This window comes from Paracoccus lutimaris (assembly GCF_003337565.1).
Taxonomy (GTDB): Bacteria; Pseudomonadota; Alphaproteobacteria; order Rhodobacterales; family Rhodobacteraceae; genus Paracoccus; species Paracoccus lutimaris.
Window position 1 is genome coordinate 25,126 of the sequence record NZ_QPJL01000026.1, and the last position, 26,115, is coordinate 51,240.

At 61.7% G+C, this 26,115-nt stretch carries 16 protein-coding genes and 2 pseudogenes; 8 read left to right on the forward strand and 10 right to left on the reverse strand.

Annotated features, from left to right (window positions below):
* Nucleotides 1-355: 355 nt before the first annotated feature.
* From DFP89_RS16940 to DFP89_RS16960, 5 genes are all read left to right on the forward strand, one after another.
* On the forward strand, nucleotides 356-5,464 hold the full coding sequence (locus tag DFP89_RS16940) for a RecQ family ATP-dependent DNA helicase (protein WP_114350564.1): 5,109 nt from the start codon (nucleotides 356-358) through the stop codon (nucleotides 5,462-5,464).
* Nucleotides 5,465-6,173: 709 nt separating this feature from the next.
* Nucleotides 6,174-9,305, forward strand: coding sequence for a helicase-related protein (locus DFP89_RS16945; protein WP_114350565.1), 3,132 nt, complete (start codon nucleotides 6,174-6,176; stop codon nucleotides 9,303-9,305).
* Nucleotides 9,306-9,318: 13 nt separating this feature from the next.
* A complete protein-coding gene (locus DFP89_RS16950; RefSeq protein ID WP_114350566.1) occupies nucleotides 9,319-12,783 on the forward strand; it encodes a type ISP restriction/modification enzyme in 3,465 nt (1,154 codons plus the stop codon).
* Nucleotides 12,783-13,628: a hypothetical protein gene (locus DFP89_RS16955; protein WP_114350567.1), complete on the forward strand. Its 846-nt coding sequence runs from the start codon at nucleotides 12,783-12,785 to the stop codon at nucleotides 13,626-13,628. Before DFP89_RS16950 ends, DFP89_RS16955 begins: the two co-directional genes overlap by 1 nt.
* 228 nt (nucleotides 13,629-13,856) lie before the next feature.
* A complete protein-coding gene (locus DFP89_RS16960; RefSeq protein ID WP_220269864.1) occupies nucleotides 13,857-15,233 on the forward strand; it encodes a hypothetical protein in 1,377 nt (458 codons plus the stop codon).
* A 196-nt stretch (nucleotides 15,234-15,429) separates the two neighbouring features.
* On the opposite strand, the gene DFP89_RS16965 is transcribed toward DFP89_RS16960, so the two are convergent.
* From DFP89_RS16965 to DFP89_RS17000, 9 genes and pseudogenes are all read right to left on the reverse strand, one after another.
* Entirely contained in the window at nucleotides 15,430-16,119 is a 690-nt protein-coding gene (locus DFP89_RS16965) for an RES family NAD+ phosphorylase (protein WP_425452675.1), read from the reverse strand.
* Nucleotides 16,116-16,529 (reverse strand): MbcA/ParS/Xre antitoxin family protein, encoded by a 414-nt coding sequence (locus DFP89_RS16970; RefSeq protein WP_114350569.1) that lies wholly within the window; start codon nucleotides 16,527-16,529, stop codon nucleotides 16,116-16,118. Before DFP89_RS16970 ends, DFP89_RS16965 begins: the two co-directional genes overlap by 4 nt.
* A gap of 58 nt (nucleotides 16,530-16,587) precedes the next feature.
* Nucleotides 16,588-17,265, reverse strand: coding sequence for a hypothetical protein (locus DFP89_RS16975; RefSeq protein ID WP_114350570.1), 678 nt, complete (start codon nucleotides 17,263-17,265; stop codon nucleotides 16,588-16,590).
* Nucleotides 17,262-17,834, reverse strand: coding sequence for a DNA methyltransferase (locus DFP89_RS20880; RefSeq protein ID WP_245948838.1), 573 nt, complete (start codon nucleotides 17,832-17,834; stop codon nucleotides 17,262-17,264). The genes DFP89_RS16975 and DFP89_RS20880 overlap by 4 nt, the downstream gene beginning before the upstream one ends.
* A gap of 10 nt (nucleotides 17,835-17,844) precedes the next feature.
* A pseudogene (locus DFP89_RS20885) lies at nucleotides 17,845-18,345 on the reverse strand (DNA cytosine methyltransferase); the annotation flags it as partial.
* Between the two features lie 5 nt (nucleotides 18,346-18,350).
* Nucleotides 18,351-19,358: a helix-turn-helix domain-containing protein gene (locus DFP89_RS16985; RefSeq protein WP_114350572.1), complete on the reverse strand. Its 1,008-nt coding sequence runs from the start codon at nucleotides 19,356-19,358 to the stop codon at nucleotides 18,351-18,353.
* Nucleotides 19,355-19,750 carry a VRR-NUC domain-containing protein gene (locus DFP89_RS16990; protein ID WP_114350573.1) on the reverse strand — a complete coding sequence of 132 codons (396 nt, stop codon included), beginning with the start codon at nucleotides 19,748-19,750 and terminating at the stop codon, nucleotides 19,355-19,357. Before DFP89_RS16990 ends, DFP89_RS16985 begins: the two co-directional genes overlap by 4 nt.
* Nucleotides 19,747-19,986: a hypothetical protein gene (locus DFP89_RS16995; protein WP_114350574.1), complete on the reverse strand. Its 240-nt coding sequence runs from the start codon at nucleotides 19,984-19,986 to the stop codon at nucleotides 19,747-19,749. The genes DFP89_RS16990 and DFP89_RS16995 overlap by 4 nt, the downstream gene beginning before the upstream one ends.
* Nucleotides 19,986-20,243 (reverse strand): helix-turn-helix transcriptional regulator, encoded by a 258-nt coding sequence (locus tag DFP89_RS17000; protein WP_114350575.1) that lies wholly within the window; start codon nucleotides 20,241-20,243, stop codon nucleotides 19,986-19,988. The genes DFP89_RS16995 and DFP89_RS17000 overlap by 1 nt, the downstream gene beginning before the upstream one ends.
* 574 nt (nucleotides 20,244-20,817) lie before the next feature.
* On the opposite strand from DFP89_RS17000, the gene DFP89_RS17005 reads away from it, so the two are divergent.
* Nucleotides 20,818-22,083, forward strand: a complete 1,266-nt coding sequence (locus tag DFP89_RS17005; RefSeq protein WP_114350576.1) for a tyrosine-type recombinase/integrase — start codon at nucleotides 20,818-20,820, stop codon at nucleotides 22,081-22,083.
* A 25-nt stretch (nucleotides 22,084-22,108) separates the two neighbouring features.
* Here DFP89_RS17005 and DFP89_RS17010 read toward each other — a convergent pair whose 3' ends face one another.
* The gene (locus tag DFP89_RS17010) at nucleotides 22,109-22,708 is read right to left on the reverse strand and encodes a hypothetical protein (RefSeq protein ID WP_114350577.1); all 600 of its coding nucleotides are present in this window, start codon (nucleotides 22,706-22,708) and stop codon (nucleotides 22,109-22,111) included.
* 419 nt (nucleotides 22,709-23,127) lie between these two features.
* On the opposite strand from DFP89_RS17010, the gene DFP89_RS17015 reads away from it, so the two are divergent.
* Nucleotides 23,128-25,812, forward strand: a complete 2,685-nt coding sequence (locus tag DFP89_RS17015; protein ID WP_147273341.1) for an ATP-binding domain-containing protein — start codon at nucleotides 23,128-23,130, stop codon at nucleotides 25,810-25,812.
* A gap of 43 nt (nucleotides 25,813-25,855) precedes the next feature.
* Nucleotides 25,856-26,115: pseudogene (locus tag DFP89_RS17020) on the forward strand (hypothetical protein); the annotation flags it as partial.

A 26,115-nucleotide genomic window follows, 5' to 3' on the forward strand; every position in this document is an offset into this window, starting at 1 on the left:
GGTGAGTCGGACTGATGTGGTCCCGTTTATCTCTGAACAGGTTGCAGGCGTTTGGTAAGTGATTTTCCGCCTCCATTTTGCCGCTGCCGCTTCGGGTCCGGCGGGGCTCCTCGTCGCATTCCGACCTTACCAGATCACACCGGAACGTGCAGGTTTTCCAGACGTTCCGAAACTACTCTCTATGCAATGGATCGCATCGGAGCCTGACCGAAAGTAGCCCGAACAGAAAGCACGCAACGATGCAGGCCCTTCAAGTCGCTGGTCCGGGGCGCAGATCGATCTACGGCATTGCTTCCTTGGGCAACAGGGTTATCAATGGCTTGCGCCTTCATCTTCGCCCTTGGATTTCGGATAGCTGAGCTTCGACCCCACCCTGTTCCTGTCGCGTTGTGTTTCGGTCGATCTCGAGGTTGATCCGAAGTCTGCGCGGCTTTTTGCCTTTGCGGCGGTTCGGGGCGAGGCGGGGCTGGCTCACAAAGGGGCCGCGCTTGAACCTGCGCTGGACCGGCTGGAGGCGTTCTGCGAGGGCGCGGTTCATCTTGTCGGTCACAACATCCTGCGCCACGACCTGCCGCATCTGGTGGCGAACCGGGCGCGGCTGGCGGGGCTAGGGGCTGCGCCGATCGATACGCTCTGGCTGAACCCGTTGGCCTTTCCTCGCAATCCCTACCACCATCTGGTCAAGCACTATCAGGACGGACGGCTGCAGGTCGGGCATGTGAATGACCCCGAACAGGATGCGCGGCTGGCGCTGCAGGTGCTGTCCGACCAGATCGCGGCCTTCACCCGGCTGGGGCAGGAGGCGCCGGATGCGGTGCTTGCCTATCACCATCTGACGACGCGGAGCGAGGCATCGGGCGGGTTTGATGCACTGTTCCGGTTCCTGCGCGGTCCGGCACCTTATGAGGATGCGGCCCATGCCGCCATCCGTCGCCTGCTGCACGGCCGCGCCTGCAATCACCGCCTGGACCAGACCCTTGGCCGCCTGTCCGATCCGCGCAACGGCTGGCCGATGGCCTATGCGCTGTCATGGATTTCGGTCGCGGGCGGGGACTCGGTCATGCCGCCCTGGGTGCGGATGCAGTTTCCACAGGCGGGGCGGATCGTGCGGCATCTGCGCGACACCAACTGTGGCGATCCGGGCTGCGGCTGGTGCGCGGAAAAGAACAACCCCAACGCCGCGCTGGAACGCTGGTTCGGCTTTCCGAGCTTCCGTCCGCAGCCGGTTGATGACATGGGCCGCCCGTTGCAGGAACGCATCGTGGCCGAGGCGATGGCGGGCAAGTCGGTGCTGGGCATCCTGCCCACCGGCACGGGCAAATCGGTTTGCTATCAGATCCCGGCGCTGTCGCGGTTCGACAAGACCGGGGCGCTGACGGTGGTGATCTCGCCCTTGGTCGCGCTGATGGCCGATCAGGTGCAGGGGCTGGCGCGGGCGGGGATTTCCAGTGCGGTCACGGTCAACGGCATGCTGTCGTTGCCCGAACGCCACGACGCGCTGGAAAAGGTGCGGATGGGCGATGCGGCGATGCTGCTGATCTCGCCCGAACAATTGCGCTCGCCGTCAATCCGCACCGTGCTGCAACAGCGCGAGGTTGGGCTTTGGGTGCTGGACGAAGCGCACTGCATAAGCAAATGGGGCCACGATTTCCGGCCCGACTACCGCTATGTCAGCCGCTTCATCAAGGAATTCTCGGGTGACAGCCCAGCGCCTGTGCTGTGCCTGACCGCGACGGCCAAGCCCGAGGTGGTGCGTGACATCCGTGACCATTTCCAGACGCGCCTTGGGGTGGACCTGATGCTGCTAGACGGTGGCGCGGTGCGGACCAACCTGTCCTTCGCGGTGCTGCCCACGCAGAAGGCGACAAAGCTGACCGATATCCTGTCGGCGATCGAGGCGAACCTGCCGCCCGAGGGTGCATCGGGGGCCGTGGTCTATTGCGCCACGCGCGGCGCAACGGAAAAGGTGGCGGAGTTCCTGAAAGGGCAGGGGCTGGCGGCGGACTTCTTCCACGCGGGCCTGCCGCCCGACCGCAAGCGCGAGGTTCAGGAGGCGTTTCGCACCGGCCAGCTGCGGGTGATTGCCGCGACCAATGCCTTTGGCATGGGCATCGACAAGCCCGATATCCGGCTGGTCGTGCATGGCGATATTCCGGGGTCGCTTGAGAATTACCTGCAGGAGGCAGGCCGTGCCGGGCGGGATCGCGGCCCCGCCAGTTGCGTGCTGCTGTTCAGCCCCGAGGATGTGGAGCGGCAATTCTCGCTGTCGGCGCGGTCGCGTCTGGCAAGGCATGAGATCGGTGCGATCCTCAAGGCCCTGCGGCGGATGGAAAAACACAAGTCGGGTGAGGTGGTCGCCACGCCGGGCGAGATCGTGCGCGAGGAGAAGGATCAGGAGTTCGAGCGCGACAAGACCACCGACGACACCCGGGTGAAGACCGCTGTGGCCTGGCTGGAGGAGGCGACGCTTCTCAGCCGCGAGGAAAACCGGGTGCAGGTGTTCCCCTCATCGCTGCGCATCCGGTCGGTGGACGAGGCGGCGACCATCCTGGAACGGGCGCAGATAACTGGGGTTCGGCGCACGCAACTGATGGATCTTGTGCGCCATGTGATGAACGCCCCCGCCGATGCCGGGGTGTCGACGGATGACTTGACCGGAGCCTGCGGCTTATCGGGGCGTGAGTTGCACCGGGCCTTTGCCGATCTTGAGGTGCTGGGGATCGCCAGCAACGACACGGCTGTCACGGTCTATGTGCATCTTGGGGTCGAGGATGCCTCGGCCCGCCGTCTGGATCACGCGGCCCGGATGGAAGCCGACTTGATCGCCCTGATGCAAGAGACCGTGCCGGATGCCGAAGGGGTCGAGGCGCAACCCTTGAACCTGACCGAAACCTGCCAAGCCCTGCGTGACAAGGGCCACGCGCAGGTGCGCCCCGATCTTGTGGAAACCATCTTGCGCGGCATGGCGCAGGACGGGCGCGATCAGGACGGCGGGCGGGGGAACCTGACTCTGCGCAAGGTCAGTCGGAATACGATCTTCGTGCGGCTGGAACGCTCTTGGCCTGTGGTTGCCCGCACCGCCGATCTGCGGCGGCAGGGCGCGCGGGCGCTCTTGGCCCATCTCACCGGAAAAGTGGCCAAAGGCACGCGAGGCAAGGACATTCAGGTCGAGACCACCCTTGGCGCGATGCTGGATGCTCTGAACGGTGATGCGCTGTTGCGGGCCGAGGTCAAGGACATGACCCGCCTGATGGACCGCGCGCTTCTGTGGCTGCACGAACAGCAGGTTGCCACCTTGGGCCGGGGCCTGACGGTGTTCCGCCCGGCGATCACGGTTCATCTGAGCCCCAAGGGCGGGCCCTTCACGGTGCAGCACTTTGCGCCCCTCGAAGAGCACTACAACGAGACGACGATCCAGACCCATGTGATGGCCGCCTATGCCGAAAAGGGGCTGGAGGCGATGGATCAGGCCCAGCGCCTTTCCGAGGATTACTTCGTGCTGGACCGCGACGCCTTCCTGCGCCGATGGCTGCCTGGGCGCGGCACGGAAATCCGGCGGCAGACCACCGGCACCTCATGGCGGACCATCGTTGATGCGTTGGATAACCCCGTGCAGGCTGAGATCGTGCGCGATGACCGCGAACAGACCAACGTGCTGGTGCTGGCGGGGCCAGGATCGGGTAAGACGCGCGTGCTTGTGCACCGCATCGCCTATCTCATCCGCGTGAAGCGCGAAGACCCGCGCGGTATACTGGTTCTGACCTACAATCGCCACGCAGCGGCCGAGATCCGCGAACGCCTTCGCCGCCTGATCGGGGATGACGCAGCGGGGGTGACTGTGTCGACCTGCCACGCGCTGGCGATGCGGCTGATGGGGGCGAGCTTTGCAGGCGATCACGACGGCCCGCGCGACTTTGACGGCATTGTCATGCAGGCCGTGGCCCTGCTGCGCGGGGATGGTCTGACCAAGGCGGAGGCCGAGGCGCTGCGCGAAACGCTCATCCAGGGCTATCGCTGGCTTCTGGTCGACGAATATCAGGACATCGGCCCCGAGGAATACGCCCTGATCGGCGCGGTGGCGGGGCGGTCGCTGGAGGATGAGCTGCGCATCAGCCTCTTTGCCGTGGGCGACGATGACCAGAACATCTACGCCTTCGCCGGGGCCAGCATCGACTTCATACGCAGGTTCGAGGCGGATTATGCCGCCAAACCGGTCTGGATGACCGAGAACTACCGCTCCACGGCCCATATCATTGCGGCGGCCAATGCCGTGATCGCGCCTGCTGCTCAGCGCATGAAGGCAGGCCATGACATCACCGTGAACCGCGCCCGCGCCAAGGCGATGCCGGGCGGAGATTGGGCGGCTCTGGACCCCGTGGCGCAAGGGCGTGTCACCCTGCTGGACGCGGGCGGTGATACCGCGCAGGCGGTGGCTGCACTGGACGAACTGCAGCGCCTGTCCCGGCTCGACCCCGATTGGTCATGGCGGCGCTGTGCGGTCATTGCCCGCGACTGGCGCCGGCTGGAGCCCGTGCGCGCCTATGCGGAAGCCTTGGGCATTCCCATCGACATGGCCAATGAAACTCTGCCGAGTCTGTGGCGACTACGCGAGATGCAAGGCTTCATTCGCGCCCTGCTGTTGGATCGGACGCGTCTGCTGACCATACCTGATCTGGTCGCCGTCCTGAACGCCCAGCCGCAATCGCGTTGGACTGACCTGATCGGCGAAGGTATCGGCACCTTGGCGCGTGAACTGGTCGAGAAGGCTGCCCCGGTGCCTGACCTCGTGCAGTGGTTCGGCGAATGGGCACGGGACGCTCGTGGCGAACAGCGGGGCCTTCTTCTGATGACCGCCCACCGCGCCAAAGGGCTGGAGTTCGATCATGTTGCGATCCTGAACGGCGGCTGGGATCGCCCCTCGCGCGGCGAGGATGCCGACGCCCCACGCCGCCTGTTTTATGTCGCCATGACGCGGGCGCGGTCCACCCTGACCGTGCTGACAGACGGACCGCACGCCTTCGTGCAGCCCGGTGACGCTGTCCTTTCCCGCCGCGTCACCCCCGACACCACAGCCCTGCCGCGTGCCCGCCTGCGCTATGTGCCGCCGGACCCAAAACTGGTGGACCTGTCTTTCGCCGGGCGTCTGCGGCCGGGTGATCCGGCGCTGGCCGCCATCGCCGCCGCGCGCCCTGGTGACCTCGTCCATCTTCTCCGCGACGGCGACCGCTGGCGGATCGAGAACGCCCAAGGCCAAACGCTTGCCCGCCTCGCCCGCGCCTTTGCCCCACCTGAAGGCACCACTTTCCTGCGCGGCGAGGTCGCGGCCATACTGACCTGGCGGCGCGAGGATGGCGACGAGGAGTACCACCACCTGCTCCGCCGTGACGAGTGGGAAGTGGTCCTGCCGGAACTGGTGTTCGCAGCGGGGGCGGAAGCAGTCAATGTGGATCAGAAGGGTAGCTGATGTTCGTGATCAGGCGTGGCCTTGGCCTATCCATCACGGATCGAAAAGGGTGGATTCCGCTGGATGGATTCTGGCCAAGGTGGCTTCCCCGGAAGTGGATTCCCTGGTTTCCCCGAAAGAATCCAGCGCGCCAAGGTCGTGATTCCACAAGCCTTTGATAATGAGTCGCTTTTTGCAGGATCGACAGGCAGGTGGCTTCCGGGTGGCTTCCCCGGTGAGAATCCATATCGCTAGCGAAATGCCGCGCTGCGCCCCCCCGCATACGTTCAGGGCCGGGGAGGAACCAGATGAGGGGGGGCGCGGCTCTCCAGTGCCGGCAACATGTGCCATTCGATGTAAGTGGGGGTGCACTAAACCCTGTGTAGGGAGTTTCGAGCGCCCCGCGCGACCGGAAACCTGTGTTGATCGAATCGTGCAAGGGGTGCGGTGCTCGGAGGGACTGCGGTCTAGGTGGAGCAACGCGGCCTTCGGGAAGCAACCCAAGATCTGACATGACAGGAGGTCTTCGAGTGAATCGACCACTGCGAAGGGTTCCGGTTCCTTGTCGACGCCCTTCGATCAATTCGCCGGGGCCCCCAAAATCCGTCTCTTCACTAGGGGTTACGGGTTGGTTTCTGGAAGCGCATCCTATACCGTCTTGGTTGTGAGCGGACGAGCCCTCGGTAAGCGACTGGACGCACAGCCTTGAGGCGCAAAAAAGGGAAGCGCCATGCCCAAACGGGAGAGCAACAGAACAGGCAGTGAACTGTTCATCGTGGATAACAGCGCGGACGACTGGAAAGCACTTCGATATCTCAATGATTGGTGTCAGCTTTCAAAATCAATCGATATTGCAACGGGTTATTTTGAAATCGGGGCACTTCTTGCCTTGGGCGATGAATGGCGAAAAGTCGATCACATACGGATACTTATGGGTGACGAGGTCTCAAAGCGGACCAAGCGCGCTTTTGAAACCGGACTTCGGGACATTGTTGCTCGACTTGATGCAAGCATTGAGGGTGAGAAGGAGAAGAACCACTTTCTGAAGGGCGTTGAGGCCATAGTAGACGGCATTCGGAACGGAAAAATTGAATGCCGTGTCTACAGGAAAGACAAGTTTCATGCAAAAGCCTACATCACGCACGCACGTTTAGAGGTGATTGGTTCCTCGGCGCTGGTCGGATCATCGAATTTTACAGTGCCGGGGCTGACCCAAAATATTGAGCTGAACGTCCAGATTACCGGAACGCCGGTTTCTGTGCTGCAGGAATGGTACGAAGAGCGCTGGGAGGAGGCTGAAGAAGTTTCGCCAGAGGTCTTGAAGACCATTGAACGCCATACTCGCGACTTCTCCCCGTTTGAAGTCTACGGTCGATCGCTCCAGCTTTACTTTTCCGGCCATGAAGAGACTGCGAGCGAGTGGGAAATGAACTCGTCTCGAATATATCCCGTCCTTGCCAAGTACCAGCGTGACGGATACGGCGGGCTCTTGAAGCGCGCCGCAAAGTACAGGGGAGCCTTCCTATGTGACGGCGTGGGTCTTGGAAAGACCTTCATCGGACTCATGCTGATCGAACGTTTCGTGCAGTACGAGAACAAGAACGTAGCGCTGTTCGTACCTAAGTCTGCCAAGTCACCCGTTTGGGAGCGCGAACTGCGAAATCGCCTGCCAGATGTGTTCAAAGGTTTCAGCCGCCTAAAGATTTTCAGTCACACAGACCTGATGCGTGACAGCATGCAGGAAGAGCTGGACCAGGTTGCCTCCCAGGCCGACGTCATAATCATCGATGAGGCGCACCATTTCCGAAACACAGGGACGAAAGGCGACGAAGGGCCCAAGCGGAAGTCGCGTTACTGGCGTCTTTTTGACATTGCCGCCGGAAAGGACATGTACCTGTTAACGGCAACACCAATCAACAACAGCTTGCTGGACTTTCAGCACATGGTCGAGTTGTTTAGTCGCCTTCGCCCTGATCATTTCGCTGAGGCACCACTTGGGATACACTCGCTATCAGGTCACATTCGACAGCTTGAAAAATCGATAGAGCGTCAGCTTAGAACATCCGGAGACGAGGAAGTATCCGAGATCAATATTGCCGAGGTTGGCGACCTATTCTCAACGGACTCACTCTTTGATGCGCTCGTTGTGCAGCGAAGCCGAAGCTATGTGAAAGCGAGCATCCAGAGAGAGGCAGGTTCGCAGATTGTTTTCCCCGAGCCTCGCAAGCCCAAGGTGGCCCACTACTCGGTCAAGCAGACTTACGGAAAGTTGCTTGAGATGGTTGCAGATGCGTTTCACAAGCGTGTCCCCCTGTTCACCCTGGGGATTTACAATCCATACGCATACTACAAGGGCAGCGATCCTGACATCATTCCGGCATTGGAAAAGGGGCGTCGGAAGCAGGTTGTCGCCCTCATTAGGACGAACTTCCTGAAGCGTTTTGAGAGTTCCGCAGAGGCGTTTCGCCTTTCTTGCTGGCGACTGCTTCAGAAGCTCCTGGCATGGCTTGACGTGAACGCTTCGTCAGATCACGAACGAGAGGCTGTAGAGCGGTGGAAGCGACGCAATGCGAAGCTGATAGGTTACAAGCCGCAGCTTGATTTCTTGGATGAAGACGAGGACGAAGAAGACCTGTATCCGGAAGAGCTCAGGGCCGCGGTGGAGAAGCTGTCGCGCGATGAATTCGACGTCGAGAAGATCGTCCATGATAGTATTCAGGACTTGGATCAGCTTGCAGATTTTCTGAGCGAGCTTGAAAAGTTCAAACCGTCTCAGGACAAGAAGCTGACGGAGCTTCTGAAGTTGCTGAGGAGCGATCCCGTCCTCAAAGATCAGAAGGTTATCATCTTCTCCGAGTTCGGTGAGACGGCTCGGTACCTAGCAGCGCAGTTGCAGGCGGCCGGGATCGAAGGGGTGGACCAGATTGACAGCGGCACCAAAGGCGACCGGTCTCAGGTCATCCAGCGGTTTGCGCCATACTACAACGAGTCCAGTTCGACTGATCTCGCGAAGCGCGGGCTGCAGGAAATTCGGGTCTTGATTTCGACCGATGTGCTTTCTGAAGGGCTCAACCTTCAGGATGCGACGCGCCTGATCAACTATGACCTCCACTGGAACCCCGTGCGGCTGATGCAGCGCATCGGCCGGGTAGACCGGCGCATGAACCCGGCGATCGAGGCGCGAATTCTCGCTGATCATCCCGATCAGAAGGACCTCCGAGGGACGGTCGGCTATTGGAACTTCTTGCCGCCGGAGGAACTGGATGATCTCCTTCGCCTCTACAACCGGGTGTCGCACAAGACGCTGCGCATTTCTAAGACCCTGGGGATCGAAGGAAAGAAGCTTCTCAAGGAAGATGACGACTACGAGGATCTCCGCAACTTCAGTGAACAGTATGAGGGCACGGCGAGCCCCGACGAACAGATGCACCTGGAATGGCAGGATTTGATCCACGGAAAGCCGGATCTCGAGGCCGCCCTTAGCGCGCTGCCCGACGCGATCTACTCGGGGAAACGTCATACCAAGAAGGGCGCCCGCGGGGTGTTCTTCTGTTACGCTCGGCCTGCGTTTGATCGCGAAAGAAGCGAACGAGAAGGGCAAGACGTCTGGTCGACGGAAGCCGGTGACGTCAAATGGTATCTGGTCGACTTCGAGTCTGAAGCCGTCGTCGAAGATGCGGCGCGGATCGTAGAAATCATTCGCAGCACACCAGACACACCGCGTGTCGTCGTCCTCGATCGCGATCGGCTGTCCGAGGTCCGCAAGGCCGTGGAAAAGCACATCGCCAAGACATACTTGCGAAAGGTTCAGGCTCCGGTCGGCGTGAAGCCGGTCCTGAAGGCTTGGATGGAACTGAACTAAGGGTAGTGATCTGATGGGTAACCTTACCGCCGCCGACCTCGACCGGGTGTCGAACTTCCCCCAGCTTGTGTCCCTGCTGCGCGACAAGCTGGAATGGCCCATCCATGGTGACTATGACTTCGAAGATGTCGTCTTCGAATACGAGGCCAGCGAGCTTGGCCTGAAAAAGGACGAAGTCGCCAAAATCCGCGAAATCCACCAGCTTCGCCCTTTGGTCACAAGCCAGCCCTGGGGCGTGTTCTTCATCTCGCTCGAAGACAAGGCCCTGCCCGTCACCGTCCTGCGGCGCATCCTGAAGGCGCTAATCCTGAACCGCCGGGGGCAAGCCAAAACGGCCGACCGGCAGGCGTGGCATCTGAACGACCTGATCTTTGCGGCCAGCTTCGGCAAGTCAGGCGCACGGGAACTGGCCTTCATCCACTTCTCGGACGGCAAGGCGACGGGCGATCTGCCGGTGATGAAGGTGCTGGGCTGGAACGCCCGCGACACCGTGCTGAAGCACGACTATGTCGCGGCCACCCTGCGCGACAAGTTGGCCTGGCCCGATGACCCTGAGGATGCCGAGGCTTGGCGCGCGACTTGGGCCTCGGCCTTCGAACTCCGGCTGAATGAGACGATCCGCACCTCCAAAGACCTTGCCGTTCGCTTGGCCGAACTGGCCTCGGACATTCGGGCGCGTGTCAATCAGCTGCTGAAGGCCGAAGACCAGACCGGCCCTATGACCACCATGCTTGCGGCCTTCCGCAAGAACCTGATCCACGATCTGGACGCGGATGGCTTTGCCGACATGTTCGCCCAGACTATCGCCTACGGCATGCTGGCGGCCCGGATTTCGCGGCCCGCGGGCATCATCGCCGACAACCTGGCCGACATGGTGCCCAAGACCAACCCCTTCCTGAAGGAGCTGTTCGGCAACTTTCTCAAGATCGGTGGGCGCGACAAGCGGCGGGGCCTCGACTTCGACGAACTCGGCGTGCGCGACGTGGTCGACGTGCTGAACGAGGCCAACATGGAGGCGGTCCTGCGCGACTTCGGCGACCGCAACCCCAAGGAAGACCCGGTCATCCACTTCTACGAACTGTTCCTGAAGGAATACGATCCGAAGAAACGGATGCAGCGCGGCGTTTTCTATACCCCGCGCCCGGTGGTGAACTTCATCGTCCGCGGCGTCGACGAAATCCTGCGGACGGAGTTCGGGCTGCACCTTGGGCTGGCCGATACCAGCACATGGGCAGAGGTTGCGGCGCGGAACGACCGCATCACCATCCCCGCGCATGTGAAACGCGACGCACCCTTCGTCCAGATCCTCGATCCGGCCACCGGTACCGGCACCTTTCTGGTCGAGGTGATCGATCTGATCCACAAGCGTATGGTTGAACACTGGAAAGGGCAGGGGAAAACGGCGGCCGAGATCAAGGCCGCCTGGAACGCCTATGTCCCCGCGCATCTATTGCCGCGTCTTACGGCCTTCGAGCTGATGATGGCGCCCTATACCATCGCGCATATGAAGGTGGGGCTGAAGCTTTCGGAAACCGGCTATACCTTCGGCTCGGAAGAGCGGGCACGCATCTTCCTGACCAATGCGCTGGAACCGCCGCGTGATCTGGACATGGAATTCATCTTTATGTCCGAAGCACTAGCGCATGAGGCTCAGGCCTCGAATGACGCAAAAGCACGAACACCGTTCACTGTGGTGGTTGGTAACCCGCCATATGCTTCTCTCTCCGCTAACTTGACGCCTGAACTCCGTCGTATCGTTGATCCGTATCGGAGTGTCGCAGGAGAAAAGATTCGTGAACGCAACATGTTGCAGTTCGAGAAAAACATCCAGGACGACTACGTCAAGTTCATTCGATTGGCAGAGCGTGAAGCCTCAAGAAATCACGGAGTGATCTCGCTAATCACAAACCATGGTTATATCGATGCTCCTACATTGCGTGGATTACGTTGGCATTTGAGCCAATCGTTTTCCGCAATTGACGTAATCGATCTCCATGGGAACTCGAATAAGAACGAGTCTCTCTCCTCTGGTCAAACTGACAAGAATATCTTCCCTATCAAGCAAGGAGTCGCCATTCTTCGAGCCAGAAGCGCAGTGGATGCAGCGCCCGTCACATGGGGAGAGCTTTGGGGGGATGGTCGAGATAAAGAGGAGCGGCTCTTTGCAGGTGTTTGGAAGGACTTTCTTTCTCGAAAGGGGGGCATGGGTGTCCCAGACTACCTGTTCGTTCCGCGAAGCGCCGGTCCCCTCGAGGGAGAGTGGCTATCTGGCGAGGCAATCAACTCCAGCTTCCCATTATTCTCAACCGGTGTGGAAAGTGGTTTCGATGATCTGCTACTCGACTTCGATAGAGCTTCTCTCGTAGAAAAGCTCAAAGAATTCGATGCAATGGGCCGGGAGCAAGCAATCGAAGCCTACGATGCCAAGAAGGGAAATGCCCGAAAGATTATTGATGATAGAACAAGGGTTCTACCGCTCTCTGGAGATATTTCGCCATTCCAGAAGCACGCTTTCGACTTTCGTGTTTTGCTTGCTACCAAGCGTCTCTTGAAGACGAACGGAGAGAACGTCTTTTCAAATATTGATGCCGCTCATCCGGGCTTAGTGACAACTAGGCAAACCAAAGAAGATTTTGGTGCGTTAGTGGTTGCCGAGAGATGCGGGCATAAGTTGACGACCAGCTATGATCGGGTTTCTGTGTTCCCACTATGGCTGAAACCATCGGTCGGCGAACCATACCGCCGCCCCAACATCGACCGAGCTTGGGCGCTGGGCTTCGGAAAATCCCTCGGCCTGACATACGAGGACGGCATCCCACGTGGCGAACAGAAAAGCTTCGGCCCCGACTTCCAGCGCCCGAAGGCCGAACAGCTTGGTCTGCTTGACACCCCCTGGGATGGCCGCGGCGATCTGCAAAAGACCTTCGGGCCCCGCGACCTGTTCGACTACATCTATGCCGTACTGCACAGCCCCGGTTATCGCAGCCGCTATGCCGAGTTCCTGAAGTCCGACTTCCCGCGCATCCCCACGCCCGCGACCCGCACCACCTTTGCGGCTCTGGCAGCGCTGGGCCGCCAACTCGTCGGCCTCCACCTCCTCCGCCCCGAGGACGCAGCCGTCCTGAAATCCCCCGACATCCAGTTCCGCGGCAGCGGCGAGGCGCGGGTGGCCAAAGGCTATCCTCAGTACCAGAACGGCAAGGTGATGATCAACGCCAGTCGCTGGTTCGAAGACGTCCCCAAGGCGACATGGGAGTTCCACGTCGGCGGCTATCAGGTCTGCGAAAAGTGGCTGAAGGACCGCGCCGGGAAGGGCGGCAAGAACCCCGGCCCCGGCCGCGTGCTGACCGAGGACGACATCCTCCACTACCGCCGCGTCGTGGTCGCCCTGACCGAAACCCGCCGCCTGATGGCCGAGATCGACACCGAGACCGAAAAGCACGGCGGCTGGCCGGGCGCGTTCAAGGTGGACGGCTGATGGCAAAGACTGCTGAAACTGCAACAGGCTTCCAGGGCGACAAACTCTATCAGGAGCGGGCGCGCCTCGCGCTGCCCATCCTGATCAGGCAGGCCAAGGCTGGTCAGACCGTCAGCTACGAAGACTTAGCTGCCGAGCTTGGGATGCCGAACCCTCGCAACCTGAACTACCCGTTGGGCTGCATCGGCGATGAGCTAAACCGCCTGAGCAAGACGTGGCGCAAAGAAATCCCGCATATTCAGGCGCTTGTTGTTTCAAAAGGCACCTCGGTGCCCGGCAAAGGCTTTGATCCTTTCTTGAAAAACCGGGGTAAGGTCTGGAAAACGTCTGAAGAGCGCAAAGCGATACTCAAGACCTACATTGCTGAGATCGCCAACTATCCCTACTGGGACGAGGTCCTTGTCGAGCTTGGTCTGCAGCCAGCTGCGTCCAAAATTGACGATGTCATCGATCAGGCAACCTCCTTTGGCGGCGGGGAGGGGCCGGAGCACAAGGCGCTCAAGGAGTATGTCCGCTCCCATCCTGAATGCGTGGGCCTACCCGTGGGCAGCGCTGCAGGTTCGGTAGAGGCGCCTCTTCCCTCGGGCGATAGCATTGACGTTTTGTTCGACCGCAAAGATCGAATCATTGCCGTTGAGGTTAAACCGGCCTCGGCCCCCATTCATGACGTCGCTCGCGGCTTGTTCCAGTGTGTGAAGTACCGCGCGGTTCTTCAGGCGCGCGCCGATTTTGAAAGCGATCCGAGGCCGATCGAAACGCATCTAGTGCTTGGCGGAGAGCTTCCCAAAGCACTGATCGCATTGCGAAATAGTCTTGGCGTCTCTGTCTTTGAGAAGGTGAGTTAACTGGGGCCGCTGGTCTTCGAAAGCCGGCGATCGATGCGCTTCGTGCTGAGCGGCTTGCATTTGGGTTGAGGGTGTGAGAGCGTTAAGGGGCTTGCCGAGATGGTGGGCGGAAACATGAACCTGGACAGGTTCTGGATGGGGTTGTCACCGGCAGGTGGCGTTTGAGAGGGATACCCACCCACTCATTCCGCGGGGCAGGAGCCCCGTGCTGTTCAGGATCTGTCCTCCTTGGATAAGGACGACAAAATGAACCCGAACGAACTGATCATCCGCTTTGAAACCGTTGACCGCCAGACCGAAGGGCCTGTGACCCGGCTTGTCGGCTTTGTGCGGGCGCGCAACCTGCTGCCGCTTATGGATGCGGCGACGTTGGAAGCGAACCCGCGCACGGCCAAGGTTGGCCAGATCACCTCGGACATCCGCGAGTCTATCGAAACGACGCCCGACCTTTTCCCTTTCAAGACCAAGGGAATTCTTGTCGCTTCGGCCAACTGCAAGGAGCTTGAGCGGCGTCGCTATCACATGACCTTCGAAAACCCTGCGATCGAGGGCATTTTGGATGGCGGCCACAACACGCTGGCAATCGGCCTGCACATCCTTTCGGTCGCCGGGGTAGAGCCGCGGGAAATCAAGCGTCTGAAGACGTGGCCCGAGTTCAAGGAGGCGTGGGATGCCAACCAGGACAAGGTCAAGGCCCTGAAGGCTGCGGCGGCATCTGGTGAGGGTGGGCCTCTTGATTTCCTCGTGCCGGTTGAAGTGCTGATCCCGAGCGATCCGGACGATGATCTGCGGTTCGAGGCCTTCACCTCTTCGCTGTTCGAAATCTGCGCGGCCCGGAACAATAACCGGCAGTTGGCCGACGAGGCCAAGGCCAACAAGAAGGGTCTCTACGACCATCTTCGCGTGACCGTCCCTGAAGAGATTGCGAAGCGTGTGGAGTGGAAGTCGAACGACGGTGGTGATGTCAAAATCCGCGACATCGTTGCGCTGTCCTGGATTCCCCTCAATCTGATGGACCTGCCGGACGGTGTGTCGAAGCCCCGGGTCGTTGATATGTATAGCCAGAAGGGGAAGTGCTCGGCTGCATTCGACGCGCTCATGGAACATCCTGAAGTCTCGAAACAAACCGGCGACGGAACGTTCGAACTGCATAGCCAGAAGATCGGCAAGGCGCTCGCCGTGGCTGGGATCATGCCGTTGCTGTATGACCTGATCTATCGCGAGTTCCCTGGGGCCTACAACGAAAGTGGGGGGCGGTTTGGTCGGTTGTCGTCGGTCAAAATGGCGAACGACATGAAGACGAAACCCGTCACTGCTTTCAGCAAGACGCCGGTCCAGTACAGCTATCCCGACGGCTTCATCATGCCGCTTGTATACGGTCTGAGTGCCTTGATGGAAGCGAACGACGATGGGATCGTGAACTGGAAGGTCGAAGACCCCGCGAAGTTTGTGAAGGACTCCCTGACAAACGTTGTCCGGCGCTACCGTGCAATCATCGAGGCGTTTTCGGGCGATCCGACGAAGATCGGCAAGAATGAAGGTGCCTACACCATTGCAAAGGACGCGTTTGAAACTGAGCTGTTGAAGCTCGGTGCCGCTGTTTGAAGCGTATGAAACTCCTCTGGCGAACGTTTTCGTTCGCCAGAGTCAACTGCCCAAGGACTTCAAGTTCGAGTGTCACGAAGTAAAGTCGACAAGACGTTAACCGGTTCTTCGGAAAATGTCTGCTCCTTCAAGTTTGGCAGACTCTACATCAGACTGAGGGAAATTTCGGGGGACAGGTCACTGGGCATCGAATACTTTAGAACACCTCCCATACCTCGCCGCTGTCCAGCTGCTTGACGAAATCCACCGCCTCGCCGTTCCAGTGATAGGCGAAATGCGCGCCTTGGGTGGGGATCGGGATCACGTCGGGCCAGAAGACGGCGATGCACTGGCCTTCAGGGAAGCGGATGCTGGGCCAGGTGATACCGTTCGACCCGGCCGCGCGCCGCTCTGCCCCGAAGATGTACGAGGCGCGGTAGTCGTCGGGGTCCAGCAGGTTGGCGCGGCCGGTGGCGTCGTCCAAATCGGCATCGACGGAGCCGATCAACTCGCGGAACTGGGAGGTCCAGCCGGGGGCCTCGTTCGTCGCGCGCATGAAGCGGGCGTGGTGGTGGATGGTTTCGGCGATGGCCACTTCGGTGCGGTCACCCGCATAGTAGAGGCCGAAGCTGCCGTCCGAGAACCACCCTGGCCGCAGGGGCGAGCAATGGACAAAGGGCGCCATGACCCAGCTGGCACCGGGCCCGGTCACGCGGCGGGCTACCGGCACCTTCGACAGATCACCGATGCTGTCGCGGATGCGCGGGTTGAACTTAGCCTCGGCCGAGGCCAGTGCCTCCCAATCGGCTGGGTCGGCGATGTCTTCGAACAAGTCGATGGGCGGATGGATCGAGCGGATGATGCGGACAGTGCGGGGCCATGTCACGCGGCGGACAGGCACATTCACCAGGCACCCCGTTCGGCATCCAGATAGGCCCGCAGGTCGATCAGGTCGGTGATCTCGCCGCGCAACATGATATCCAGCGCGCTGCGGCCACCGAAGGCCGCGCTGGGCTTGCGGATCCACGCATAGCCGCGGGCGGGTTCGGTGAAGAGGTACCGCAGCGCTTTGTGGATGCCCATCAGGATCGCCATCCGCGCGCGCAGGTCACGGTCGATCCGCCCGATGTCGCCAACCTTCCAGCGCGCCCAGGTGCGCTGCGCCATGTCGCCCAAGAGCACGCGCGCCTCGCCATCCGTCAGGCCCCAGGCGCGGAACAGGTTGACGGTGGTGCGCGCCAGCGCAGCCGCTTCCTCGTCGGTGATGACGGGAAGGTCTGGGCGCGCGATGATCGGCTGGACCGTGGCGAACTGCATGATCGTCCTCCTTTGGCATCAAGATAGTCATTATGTGCCAAAAGGCAATGACGATCCGTTACCCGGGCGGTCCCACCCTTAGCCAAGGCCGCGCCTTCGGCAGCGAACCCGTCACCTCAACCTCTCGCAGCATCCCGCCCGCGATCAGCCCATCGTGCACCCAGCGCAGCGCCTGCCACCAATCGTCATAGCCCCGCCGAGCCGCCTCGATCTGCTGCGGGTGGGGAGAGAAGGTGACCGGACAGGCCAGGATGTCGATGGTTTTCCAAGTGGCACGGGCGCCCGCGCCGCGCACCCGGATGCGTTCGGTGCCCACGACGATGGCGCCTGCATGCGTCCCATGCTGGTTCTGTTTAACGATGGTCGGCACGCAGCGCGGGACGGCGCCCGGCATCCAGTCCGGCGTCAGCCCGGCGCGGGCCAGTTCGGCGACGCGGATCGCCATGCGCTTGCCGCCGAGGCTGTCAGGGATCCCGGCGACGGTGGCGGCGATCACCTCGGCGTCCTCGTGGGTGTAGCCGCCGATCTTGTGCTGGCCGCCGTCGATCTTGCAGCCCAGCACGGCGCGCTGGAGGAGAACGTATTCCAGGCCGAAGCCAAAACCTTCGTCGCTGACGTCAGGGGGCAGGGGCAGTTCCAGCTGCGCCTGTTCGATCCGGAATGCCCATTCCAGCGCGGCCTGCACGCCCAGCGCGCGCTTGACCTTGGTGCCGCTGATGCGGCCGTGGAAGCTCATGGCTGCAATCCTTCAAGGAAATCCATCTGCGCCGGGCGCTGGGCCGCATCGATCGGTCGCCAGATCCACGGGCCGGAGGCCATGGGCAGCTGCGAGAGCGCGCCACGCATGTGCTGCTGCCAGAGGGTGAACTCCGTTGCCGAGCAGGCGCAGAGCGCGTGCCCGATGGGCCAGCCCATCAGCCATCCGACGAAGAGCGGGTTCAGTCGCCGCCGCGACCGGCCCTTCAGGATCCGCCGCGAGACGACGCGCCCATGCGAGGCAATCATCGAAGCCCAGAGCGGGCGCGAGATCGGGGCGTGCGGCGAGAACCGCAGCCCATCCGGCAAGTTCACCGGGCCCGGGCGGGTGAAGCCCTGTTCCGCCCGGTAGTGCAGCAGGTCCATCCGGGACTTGCCGTCGGTGCGGGTGATGCTGGCCTCGGAACTGCCCTTCCAGTTCTGGGCGGCCGGGGTCGGCCAGTGGTTTGGCAGGGATTTCGCGATGCCCAGCGCCAGCGCCTCGGCTTTCCGGGTAAAGTCGCTGTTCCCGGCCGGGTTGTAGCGGTCGGTGCCGGGATGCAGGCTCATCGGTGTGGGCCAGGATGAAGATGCGGAGCCGCTCGTGCGGTGCGCCGACCTCTGCCGCCGAGAACAGGCCCGCCGCAGGCGTGTAGCCCAATCCCCAAAGCTCTCGCAGGACGGTTTCGAGGCCGAGGGTGACGTGCCCGGCGACGTTTTCGAGGAAGGCCCATTCCGGGCGGCATTCGCCAATGATACGGGCGACGTCGGGCCAGAGGTGCCGAGGATCGTCGGCGCCGCCACGTTTTCCGGCCGCGCTGAAGGGCTGGCAGGGATATCCGGCAAGGATGGCATCGAAGGAACCGCGAAAGGGCCGGGCGTCGAAACTGCGCAGATCGGTCCAGATCGGGGCCGGGGCGAAGTACCCTGCGTGCTGGGCTGCGATAAGGACCGCCCTTGGCCAATCCTCCCATTCGACGAAGGCGCGGGTGTGATAGCCGGGCTCGGCGAGCATGAGGCCCAGATCAAGGCCTCCGCCGCCTGCGCAGAGGGACAAACCGTGCCGGGGACGAAGCACCATGCCATTCACCGCACCCCGCGCTCGCGCAGGCGTTCGGCGGTCACCAGTCCACGGGCCAGCATGGCATCGCGCATGGTGTTGCTGATCGCGCTGACCGGCAGATAGCGGTCGGAGTTGACGAGATCGGCGTAGAACGCGGGCAAGTCCGTGATCGGCTTCGCAGCCGGGGCTGGGGCCGCCTTGGGCTTGCGGCGCTTCCGGCCTGCATCCTCGACCTTGCGCTGGGCGGCGCGCTGCATGGCCCGGTCCAGCGCTTTCGGTCCATCAGGCGGTTCGGGATGTTCCTCGCGGCTCGCTTCGGCCGCTGCGATGATCTCCGCCTCGGTCAGGCCCAGTTCGTCGCGCCAGCGCTGGACGTGCAGCCGGGGCGGCCAGCCTTGCCACCAGCCGGGCAGGGCCGCGGGGTCGAGGCCCAGCGCCGCGAGCAGGTCCCCGAAAACCTCATCGGAAATCGCTTCGCGCGCCTGCGCGCCCTCCTCCTCCTTTACTGGTTTACTTAGAGGTTCCCTTACAGGGTTAGTGTCCGAAATCCGGACACGGCTTCCGGCATTTTCCGGACACGGGTCGGCCGGAAAATCGGACACGGGCCTCGCGTCATCCCCATGTCCGAAATCCGGACACGGCAGGACGTCGGCCATGCCGTCGACATCACAACCATCGGCATCGTCGAGGCTTTCCACGCCGCCATCGTCCCCGTGTCCGATTTCCGGACACGGCACCACAGCCACAGGTGTGAAGCCCGGCTCGAACCCCAGGATGTAGCGGGTGGGCAGCTGGCGCTTGGTCACGGGGTCGAGCCGCGGCACACGCCGCAACAGGCCCACGGCTTCGAGTTGACCAAGGTGATCGTTCAACGTCGACCGGCTGATCTCGCAGTCATGTGCCAGCCGATCCTGCGAGGGGAAGCAGCCGTAATCCGGGTTGAACCGGTCGCAGAGGTGCCAGAGCACGATCTTGGTCGTGGGCTTCAACCCGCGCTGCTTGATGGCCCAGTTGGTGGCATCGTGGCTCATGGCGCGGGCCTCCGCGTGGCTGGGGCGATGCGCGTGGTGAAGCCATGATCGGCGAGCGCGCCCAGCGCGTCGTCGAGACTTCTCACCAGCGCCCAGCCGAACCCCTGCGCCTGCACCGCATCGCGGAATGACTCCTGCTCAGGCCGCAGCCGACCCTTCGGGGCTTTCAGTTCGAGGAACAGGACGCGGCCGTCAGAGAGCACCATCAGGTCGGCGAACCCGGCATGGACGCCCATGCCGACAAGGATCGCCTGGCGCTTGGCCCCGCGGGGCCCGGCCTCGGTCACCTCGTTGGCGCAGTGGTGGATGATGGCCGTGCGGGCCAGGGCAATGCGCAGCGCATGAACGACCGCGCGCTGCAGATCGGCCTCGGGGGTGCCGCGGCGTTTCATCGCACGGCCCTCCCCTGGTCTTCGCGCTGGGCGCGCCGCACCGGCCGCCGCGCATCAACCACCACCAGAAGGCGCTGGGCATCAGCACGTTCGTCCGGGGTCTCGCCATGTTGGACCAGCACGTTGCAGGCGAGCCGGATCAGGAGATCGCTGTGATGTGCGACATCGGCGAGGACGGCGCGGGCCTCGGCCACGCGGTCGGCGGGCCAGGCGGAACTGCGGGGGTGGATCGCCATCACCGGCGCCCTCCGGTACGGCGACGGCGCGGGGCGGACTGTTCCTGCTCCTCCAGCCATTCCTCGACGGCGGCGCGGCGGTAGTAGACCTTGCGCCCGGCCCGCACGCAGGGTGGACCCGTCCGCATCGCCTCCCAGCGGCGCAGGGTGTCGACCGAAAGGCCGAGTTCCAGCGCGAGGTCGAGACGGCTGATCCAGCCGACCAGCAGCGTGCGGGGTCTGTCCTTCGGGTCTGGCATCGATCCGAGATGCGGCATCGGGGTCTCCTGGTCCTGGCCCCGAAGATCGGGGACGTCTTGCAGGGACCAGTGAGCGCAGAGGCCGCGGGGTGGCGGCGAGGCGGAGGGTGGCGGAAAGGACGCCACCTTTGTGCCACCCCTTGTTTTATTGGGGTTTGCGATGGCGGTCGGGTGGCGGGGGAAGATTACGGTCAGACCTGCCAAATGGGCGAAACGGACGCCAAGACCGCAAACACCAGCGAACAGTCGCATTGACCGTGTTAGATCGGCATTGACGGGCAAAGAGGGGGTGGCACCCGGCGCGGCACCCCTGCCACCCATTGAATTCCTTGAGGATTTGTCGCTCTACGGGTCGTTGAATGCCGGATTTGCAGCGCGACGACCGTGCCTGCCCTTTCACGCGTCACATTGCGCCTATCGTCACCAGTCGCGCGTCGAGCCGCCCAGCACCGAAATCCCATGAAAACAAGGGGTGGCGCGGCTCTGGCGCCCTTTGCGCCACCCTCCGCCTCCCCGCCACCCGAGGCGCCATGCTTGCCTTGATAACCAGGCGAAACCACGCCTCATGTCGGATGCAAGAAGGACCGAAGCAATGCCCGAACGCATCAAGCTGACCGAGAAAGTGCTACGCGACGCCGAGCCGGTGCCGGGGCGGGACTACCAGATATTCGACACCGAGGTGCGGGGCTTTGCCGCCTGCATTTACCGTGGCGGTGGGCGGGCCTTCACGCTGGACTACCGCCATGCCGGAAGGCAGCGCCGGATGACCTTCGGCCGCTGGCCGGAATGGTCGGTGTCGGCGGCGCGGGAGCGGGCCAAGGATTTGCGGCGCGAGATCGACGCCGGAGCTGATCCCTTGGGCCAGCGCGAGGCGAAGCGCGAAGCCCCGCGCGTGACCGACCTGATCGACCGCTACTGCGCCGAGCATCTCCCGAAACTCTCGGCCCGCAGCGCAGCCGACCAGCGGTCGGCGCTGGCCACGATGGTGGAACCAGTCTGGGGCCGGAAGCTGGTGACGGAGATCACGACGACCGACGTCGACAAGATCCTGACGAAGATCGCCGAGGGCAGGGCGCGGCCCCACAAGGAAAAGCCCAACAACCGGGCGCGCAAGCTGCAGGGCGCGAAGCCGACGCCGGTGCGCGCCAACCGGATCGGCGAGGTGCTGCGCAAGATGTTCACGCTGGCGGTCCAGTGGGGCTGGTGCGAGGAGAACCCCGCCCAGCGCTTCCACCGCCGCACCGAGACGCCCCGCGAACGCTTCCTGTCGAAGGAGGAGATCGCCAAGCTGGCTGCCGCGCTGGATGCGGCCGAGGACCGGCGCGCGGCCGACATCATCCGCATGTGCATGCTGACCGGCGCCCGGCTGGGCGAGGTGCGGCAGTCCCGGTTCGAGCAATTCAACCTCGAACACATGAGCTGGTCGAAGCCGCCCACCATGACGAAACAGCGCCGCGCCCACCGCGTGCCGATCTCGGACGAGACCGCCGCCATAGTGCGTCAACGCCAGCTTATCGTGCCAAAGGGAGCGCCGTGGCTCTTCCCCGGCGACACGCCGGGCCAGCCGGTGCAGGAGGTGCGGCGGTTCTGGGCGCAGGTCCAGAAGCAGTGCGGGCTGCAGGACGTCCGGATCCATGACCTGCGCCACACCTTTGCGTCCTTGCTGGTCAGCGGCGGGGCTTCGTTGGAAATGATCGGCAAGCTTCTGGGGCACAGCCAGATGCAGACGACGCTGCGCTACGCGCACCTGATGGACTCGCCCCTGCGCGCCGGGGTCGACGCCGTGGCCAGCGCCTTCCGGCCGAAGCCCCGGCTGGTGCATGACGCTGACGATCAGGGCGGCCGAAAGACCGCCTGATCGGGGCCAGCACGGACCCTCGTCATCACGCCTCCTCCCGATGCAGCGCCCTCCATATCGGTGTGATCCGCCGCCGGATCGAGCGGCTGTCGGGCATCTTCTTGCCGTCCGACCGATCCGCGAACCAGTCCTGCATCTCGGCAACCAGCTCGGCTTGTGTGGCGGGCAGGCCGTGATCATGAATCCGCACGATCAGGGCTATGTTCATGCCCTCCCAGTCATAGGGCGTGGCAGCACCTGGCCCGGCCGTCACCCGCCGCACCATGTCGTTCTCTTCCTCGAAGGCATGCACCTCATCGGCCATGATCATCATGTCCGCAACCGCCACCGTGACCCCGCCGACAGGATCGGTGATGATCTGCCACTGGCCCTTCTCGCCAGCCATGATCCGGCGCACCACGCCCTCGGTCGGGCCGGTCCCGCAGCGGCGGAACAACGGCATGAGGTCCATGGGCGAGAGAACCACCCGACCGGCGACGATCTCATCGCCGCAACGCACCAGGCCGATGCCGGTCATGATGTGGAACTTGCCTGCCGCGGCCCAGCCTGCGACGTCGGCGATGTTGCAGCCCCAACGGGCCGTGACTTCCTGAAGGGTGTAGTAAACGCGGGGCGGCAAAGCCATGACAGATCATCCTCACATGAACCGAGGACGGGCCTAACTCATACCGTCTGCAGCCCGTGCCGGGGCGGCACGGGGTCAAGAGATCGGGCGCAACGACACAAAAGGCGCCGAGGCGCCTTCGGTCAGAGCGACTGGTGTTCCGATAGACCTGTTATGCTTTTGGTTGAGGGCTGCTCTCCTCAAGGATGCACCCTGACGCAGGCCTCGATTCGGAGCAAGGGGGTGGGGGAGACGAAGCTGTGGACAAGTTCTGGATGTCGTCGGCGACGTTCTTGGTAGGGCGCTCCCTGCTGGCTCGATGACGAGCCGTGGCAGAAGAAGCCATCTTGGGATGATTGGCTTTGGCCGCTGTGACGGCTTGCACGGATAGGTCGTTCGCGCGATGGTTGCCAGAGGATTATAGGAGCGCTGGAGAAAGCATGAATACCGTTGAGGCTGAATTTGGTGTCGATACGATCACTCCTGCTGTGGAGCAGATTGCAGAGGAGTGCCTTTTGGCCATGGACACCATTTCCCGTGCCGCAGCGGAAAAAGCGTCGAGCCGATTTGTCGATGCCGGAACCGTCATGAGCAGCTTTAATTCACTGACGGGAGTCGATGCAGCTCGCAATCTCAGCCAGGTCCAAGAGCTTGAACGAAAAGCTGGTCATGAGCTCGCGCGAGAGCCATTGATTGCGCGAGTGAAGGTTCGTTCCGATTCGGGAACTGAAAAGACCTACTATTTTGCACGGAACTTTACGGTATCCGCACCTGGCATTTCTCTAACGAGCTACAACTCGGGAGCGCCTATTGGAAGGTTGGCTGCGCTTGATGTTGGCGATAGTTTCCAGTTGCCGGATGGCAATTGGGTCGAAGTTGTTGAGAAGGGGACGTATAATCCAACCAATCGAGGTGGCGAGTGGGATGGCGTCGACAATAGGATAACCCACGAACGCTTCGACTTGGTCGCGGTTCCTTCGCTTCGTGCAGCGGGTCGCGCCGCCCTTCTTGGTACGACGGCAATTGATGATCCATTTGCTGATCTGGACGAGCCTCTGCCTTGGCTGGCGCCACAGCGTACAGCCCTGACCGGTGTGGGCCTGCGCGATCAGAGTGTGATGAACAAGGTCCAAGACGAGATTTTCCGGCTGCCTATCGACAAGCAGGTTATGCTTGAGGGCCCACCCGGGACGGGAAAGACGACCACCTTGATCAAGCGGCTGAGTCAGAAGTTAACGCTCACGCAAGAGCGCGAGGAGGATTTGCGTGCTGTAACGCAACACCAGCTGGCTGACGATCATCATACAAGCTGGATCATGTTTTCGCCGACGGCTTTGCTGGAGCATTACCTGCGTGAGGCATTCGCGCGTGACAACGTTCCCGCGAGCCAAGATCGCATCCAGACTTGGGCGAATTTTCGAAATGGGTTGGCAACTCGAGTGCTTGGTATACTGCGCTCAGGAAAGCGCACGTCAGGCTTCCTCAGAGAGGACACCGAACAGCATCTTTCAACATTTGCCTTGGAGAACCAGCCCGAGTTCTATGCCGATTTTGACACTTTCCAAAGAAATATCTACTTCCAAGAAATCGATGCCGCGATTGGCACTCTTCGAGAAAGTGGCGAGGAGGTTCTGGTCGACATCGCACGAAGATTGGCTGACCGGGTTCGCGATACTGCGGCAGTCCTGACTGTCTATCTCGAAGTGGATGCAGTTGCACCCGAGCTGCGAGAGTGGGCAGCCAAAGCGCGCGCAGACATTGTTGATACTGTTGATCGTCGGATTGAGGTAATCGCGAGGTTGAGGGGCAGGCAGAGCATCACAGAGCTATCTCAACTGGTCGCCAAGATTGATGCGATGACAAATGAAGACGACGAGGACGAGGAGGATAGTCTCGAGCCAGATGTCGCCCCGACGTCGACCCGGGATCGAATGTACAAGGTGCTTCGTGCCTCCATTCGATTGATGGCGATTGCAGCTTGGACCAAACGCGCTGTTTCAAGGACTTCAAAATACAAGCCGGTCCTAGAATGGTTGGGGCCGGAAGCGGTCGGGCAAGCTGAATTGGAGCGGCTGGGACGCACCTACAACCTCATTTCGGCAGTCGGCATGGTCTCTCTCACGACGCGGAACTATTTTTCGAGACTGCCCCAAAGGTATCGAGCCTTCCGCAGGAACGCCGATCCACGATGGTACCGTCCAGAGGCCATGGAAGCGACAAGGATTACAGGTGATGAACTTGATCTTCTTGTTGCCGTGCACCTTGATGCAGCCAGTGAACTATTAGACTCCTCGAGGGTTCGTGCGAATCTCACACAAGGTAATCTTCAGATTCTAGCACCACTAGTTAAGGAGTTCCGAAACCAGGTAGTCGTGGACGAGGCTACGGACTTTTCTCCCCTGCAATTGCGCGCGATGGCCTGTCTTGCAACACCAGGCATCCGATCATTTTTCGCCTGTGGTGACTTCAATCAGCGACTGACGAGGTATGGGGTATCTAGCCGTGATGCTTTCGAGTGGGCAGTGCGGGGGCTTGAATTTCACCGAGTCGAAGTTGCCTATCGCCAGTCGAAAGAGCTGAGGATCTTTGCCAACCAAATTGTACAGTTGTCCGGTGGCGATCTCTTCGAGACTACGATTGAGGGCCCTCGCATCGCCGAGGGCTACGCGCCCGTCGTCCACGTCAGCAAGTTGGGAGGTACTGACCAAAGTCATTGGATTGCGTCGCGCATCGTAGAAATTGATTCCATCCACACGGATCTGCCATCAATCGCGGTCTTTGTTCCAAGGGAGGACTTGGTCGTTCCCGTGGCGGATGAACTGCGGCAGGCGCTTCAAGACACCAATATCGAAGTGATGCCCTGCCTCGGTGGGCAGGTTCTTGGGTTGGACCGCCACGTCCGTGTGTTCGCCGTCGAGCATATCAAGGGTCTCGAGTTCGAAGCAGCGTTTTTCCACTCCTTGAACGACTTAGCGGTTAATGAGCCAGATCTGTTCGACAAGTATTTGTATGTTGGGGCAACGCGTGCGGCAACATTCCTCGGGCTTTCGTGCGATGGCCGTTTGCCCGGGTTGCTTGAACAGGCGACGCAGGGGATGGCTGCTCGTTGGTCTGTCGCCAACTAGGCTTGGTAGACGAACCGGATCAGCAACGCAGGGCAGATGAGGGATGACCGAGCGCAACGACATTTCCGACCTTTTGGCGTTCATCAGCCGTGAAGGTGACTGGCGGGAACGGCTACATGATGTGGTCGCCGAACACCTGATGCCTGCGCTTGAGGAATTCGAGATCGATCAGGACGGGTTGGCCGACCTTCTGGGCGAGCAATGGTCAGGCGTGCTTTGGGGCTGCGGGTTCGAGGATTTCCTTGGCCAGCGCTATGAGGACGGCAACATCGTCGATCTCTACCTGAAACGGCGCGGCTGGAA

Coding starts and splice junctions, on each gene's coding strand:
- DFP89_RS16945 (WP_114350565.1), top strand. CDS start 6,174: ATGCCCAAACGGGAGAGCAACAGAACAGGCAGTGAACTGTTCATCGTG.
- DFP89_RS16950 (WP_114350566.1), top strand. CDS start 9,319: ATGGGTAACCTTACCGCCGCCGACCTCGACCGGGTGTCGAACTTCCCC.
- DFP89_RS16955 (WP_114350567.1), top strand. CDS start 12,783: ATGGCAAAGACTGCTGAAACTGCAACAGGCTTCCAGGGCGACAAACTC.
- DFP89_RS16970 (WP_114350569.1), bottom strand. CDS start 16,529: ATGCAGTTCGCCACGGTCCAGCCGATCATCGCGCGCCCAGACCTTCCC.
- DFP89_RS16975 (WP_114350570.1), bottom strand. CDS start 17,265: ATGAGCTTCCACGGCCGCATCAGCGGCACCAAGGTCAAGCGCGCGCTG.
- DFP89_RS20880 (WP_245948838.1), bottom strand. CDS start 17,834: ATGAGCCTGCATCCCGGCACCGACCGCTACAACCCGGCCGGGAACAGC.
- DFP89_RS16985 (WP_114350572.1), bottom strand. CDS start 19,358: ATGAGCCACGATGCCACCAACTGGGCCATCAAGCAGCGCGGGTTGAAG.
- DFP89_RS16990 (WP_114350573.1), bottom strand. CDS start 19,750: ATGAAACGCCGCGGCACCCCCGAGGCCGATCTGCAGCGCGCGGTCGTT.
- DFP89_RS16995 (WP_114350574.1), bottom strand. CDS start 19,986: ATGGCGATCCACCCCCGCAGTTCCGCCTGGCCCGCCGACCGCGTGGCC.
- DFP89_RS17000 (WP_114350575.1), bottom strand. CDS start 20,243: ATGCCGCATCTCGGATCGATGCCAGACCCGAAGGACAGACCCCGCACG.
- DFP89_RS17005 (WP_114350576.1), top strand. CDS start 20,818: ATGCCCGAACGCATCAAGCTGACCGAGAAAGTGCTACGCGACGCCGAG.
- DFP89_RS17010 (WP_114350577.1), bottom strand. CDS start 22,708: ATGGCTTTGCCGCCCCGCGTTTACTACACCCTTCAGGAAGTCACGGCC.
- DFP89_RS17015 (WP_147273341.1), top strand. CDS start 23,128: ATGAATACCGTTGAGGCTGAATTTGGTGTCGATACGATCACTCCTGCT.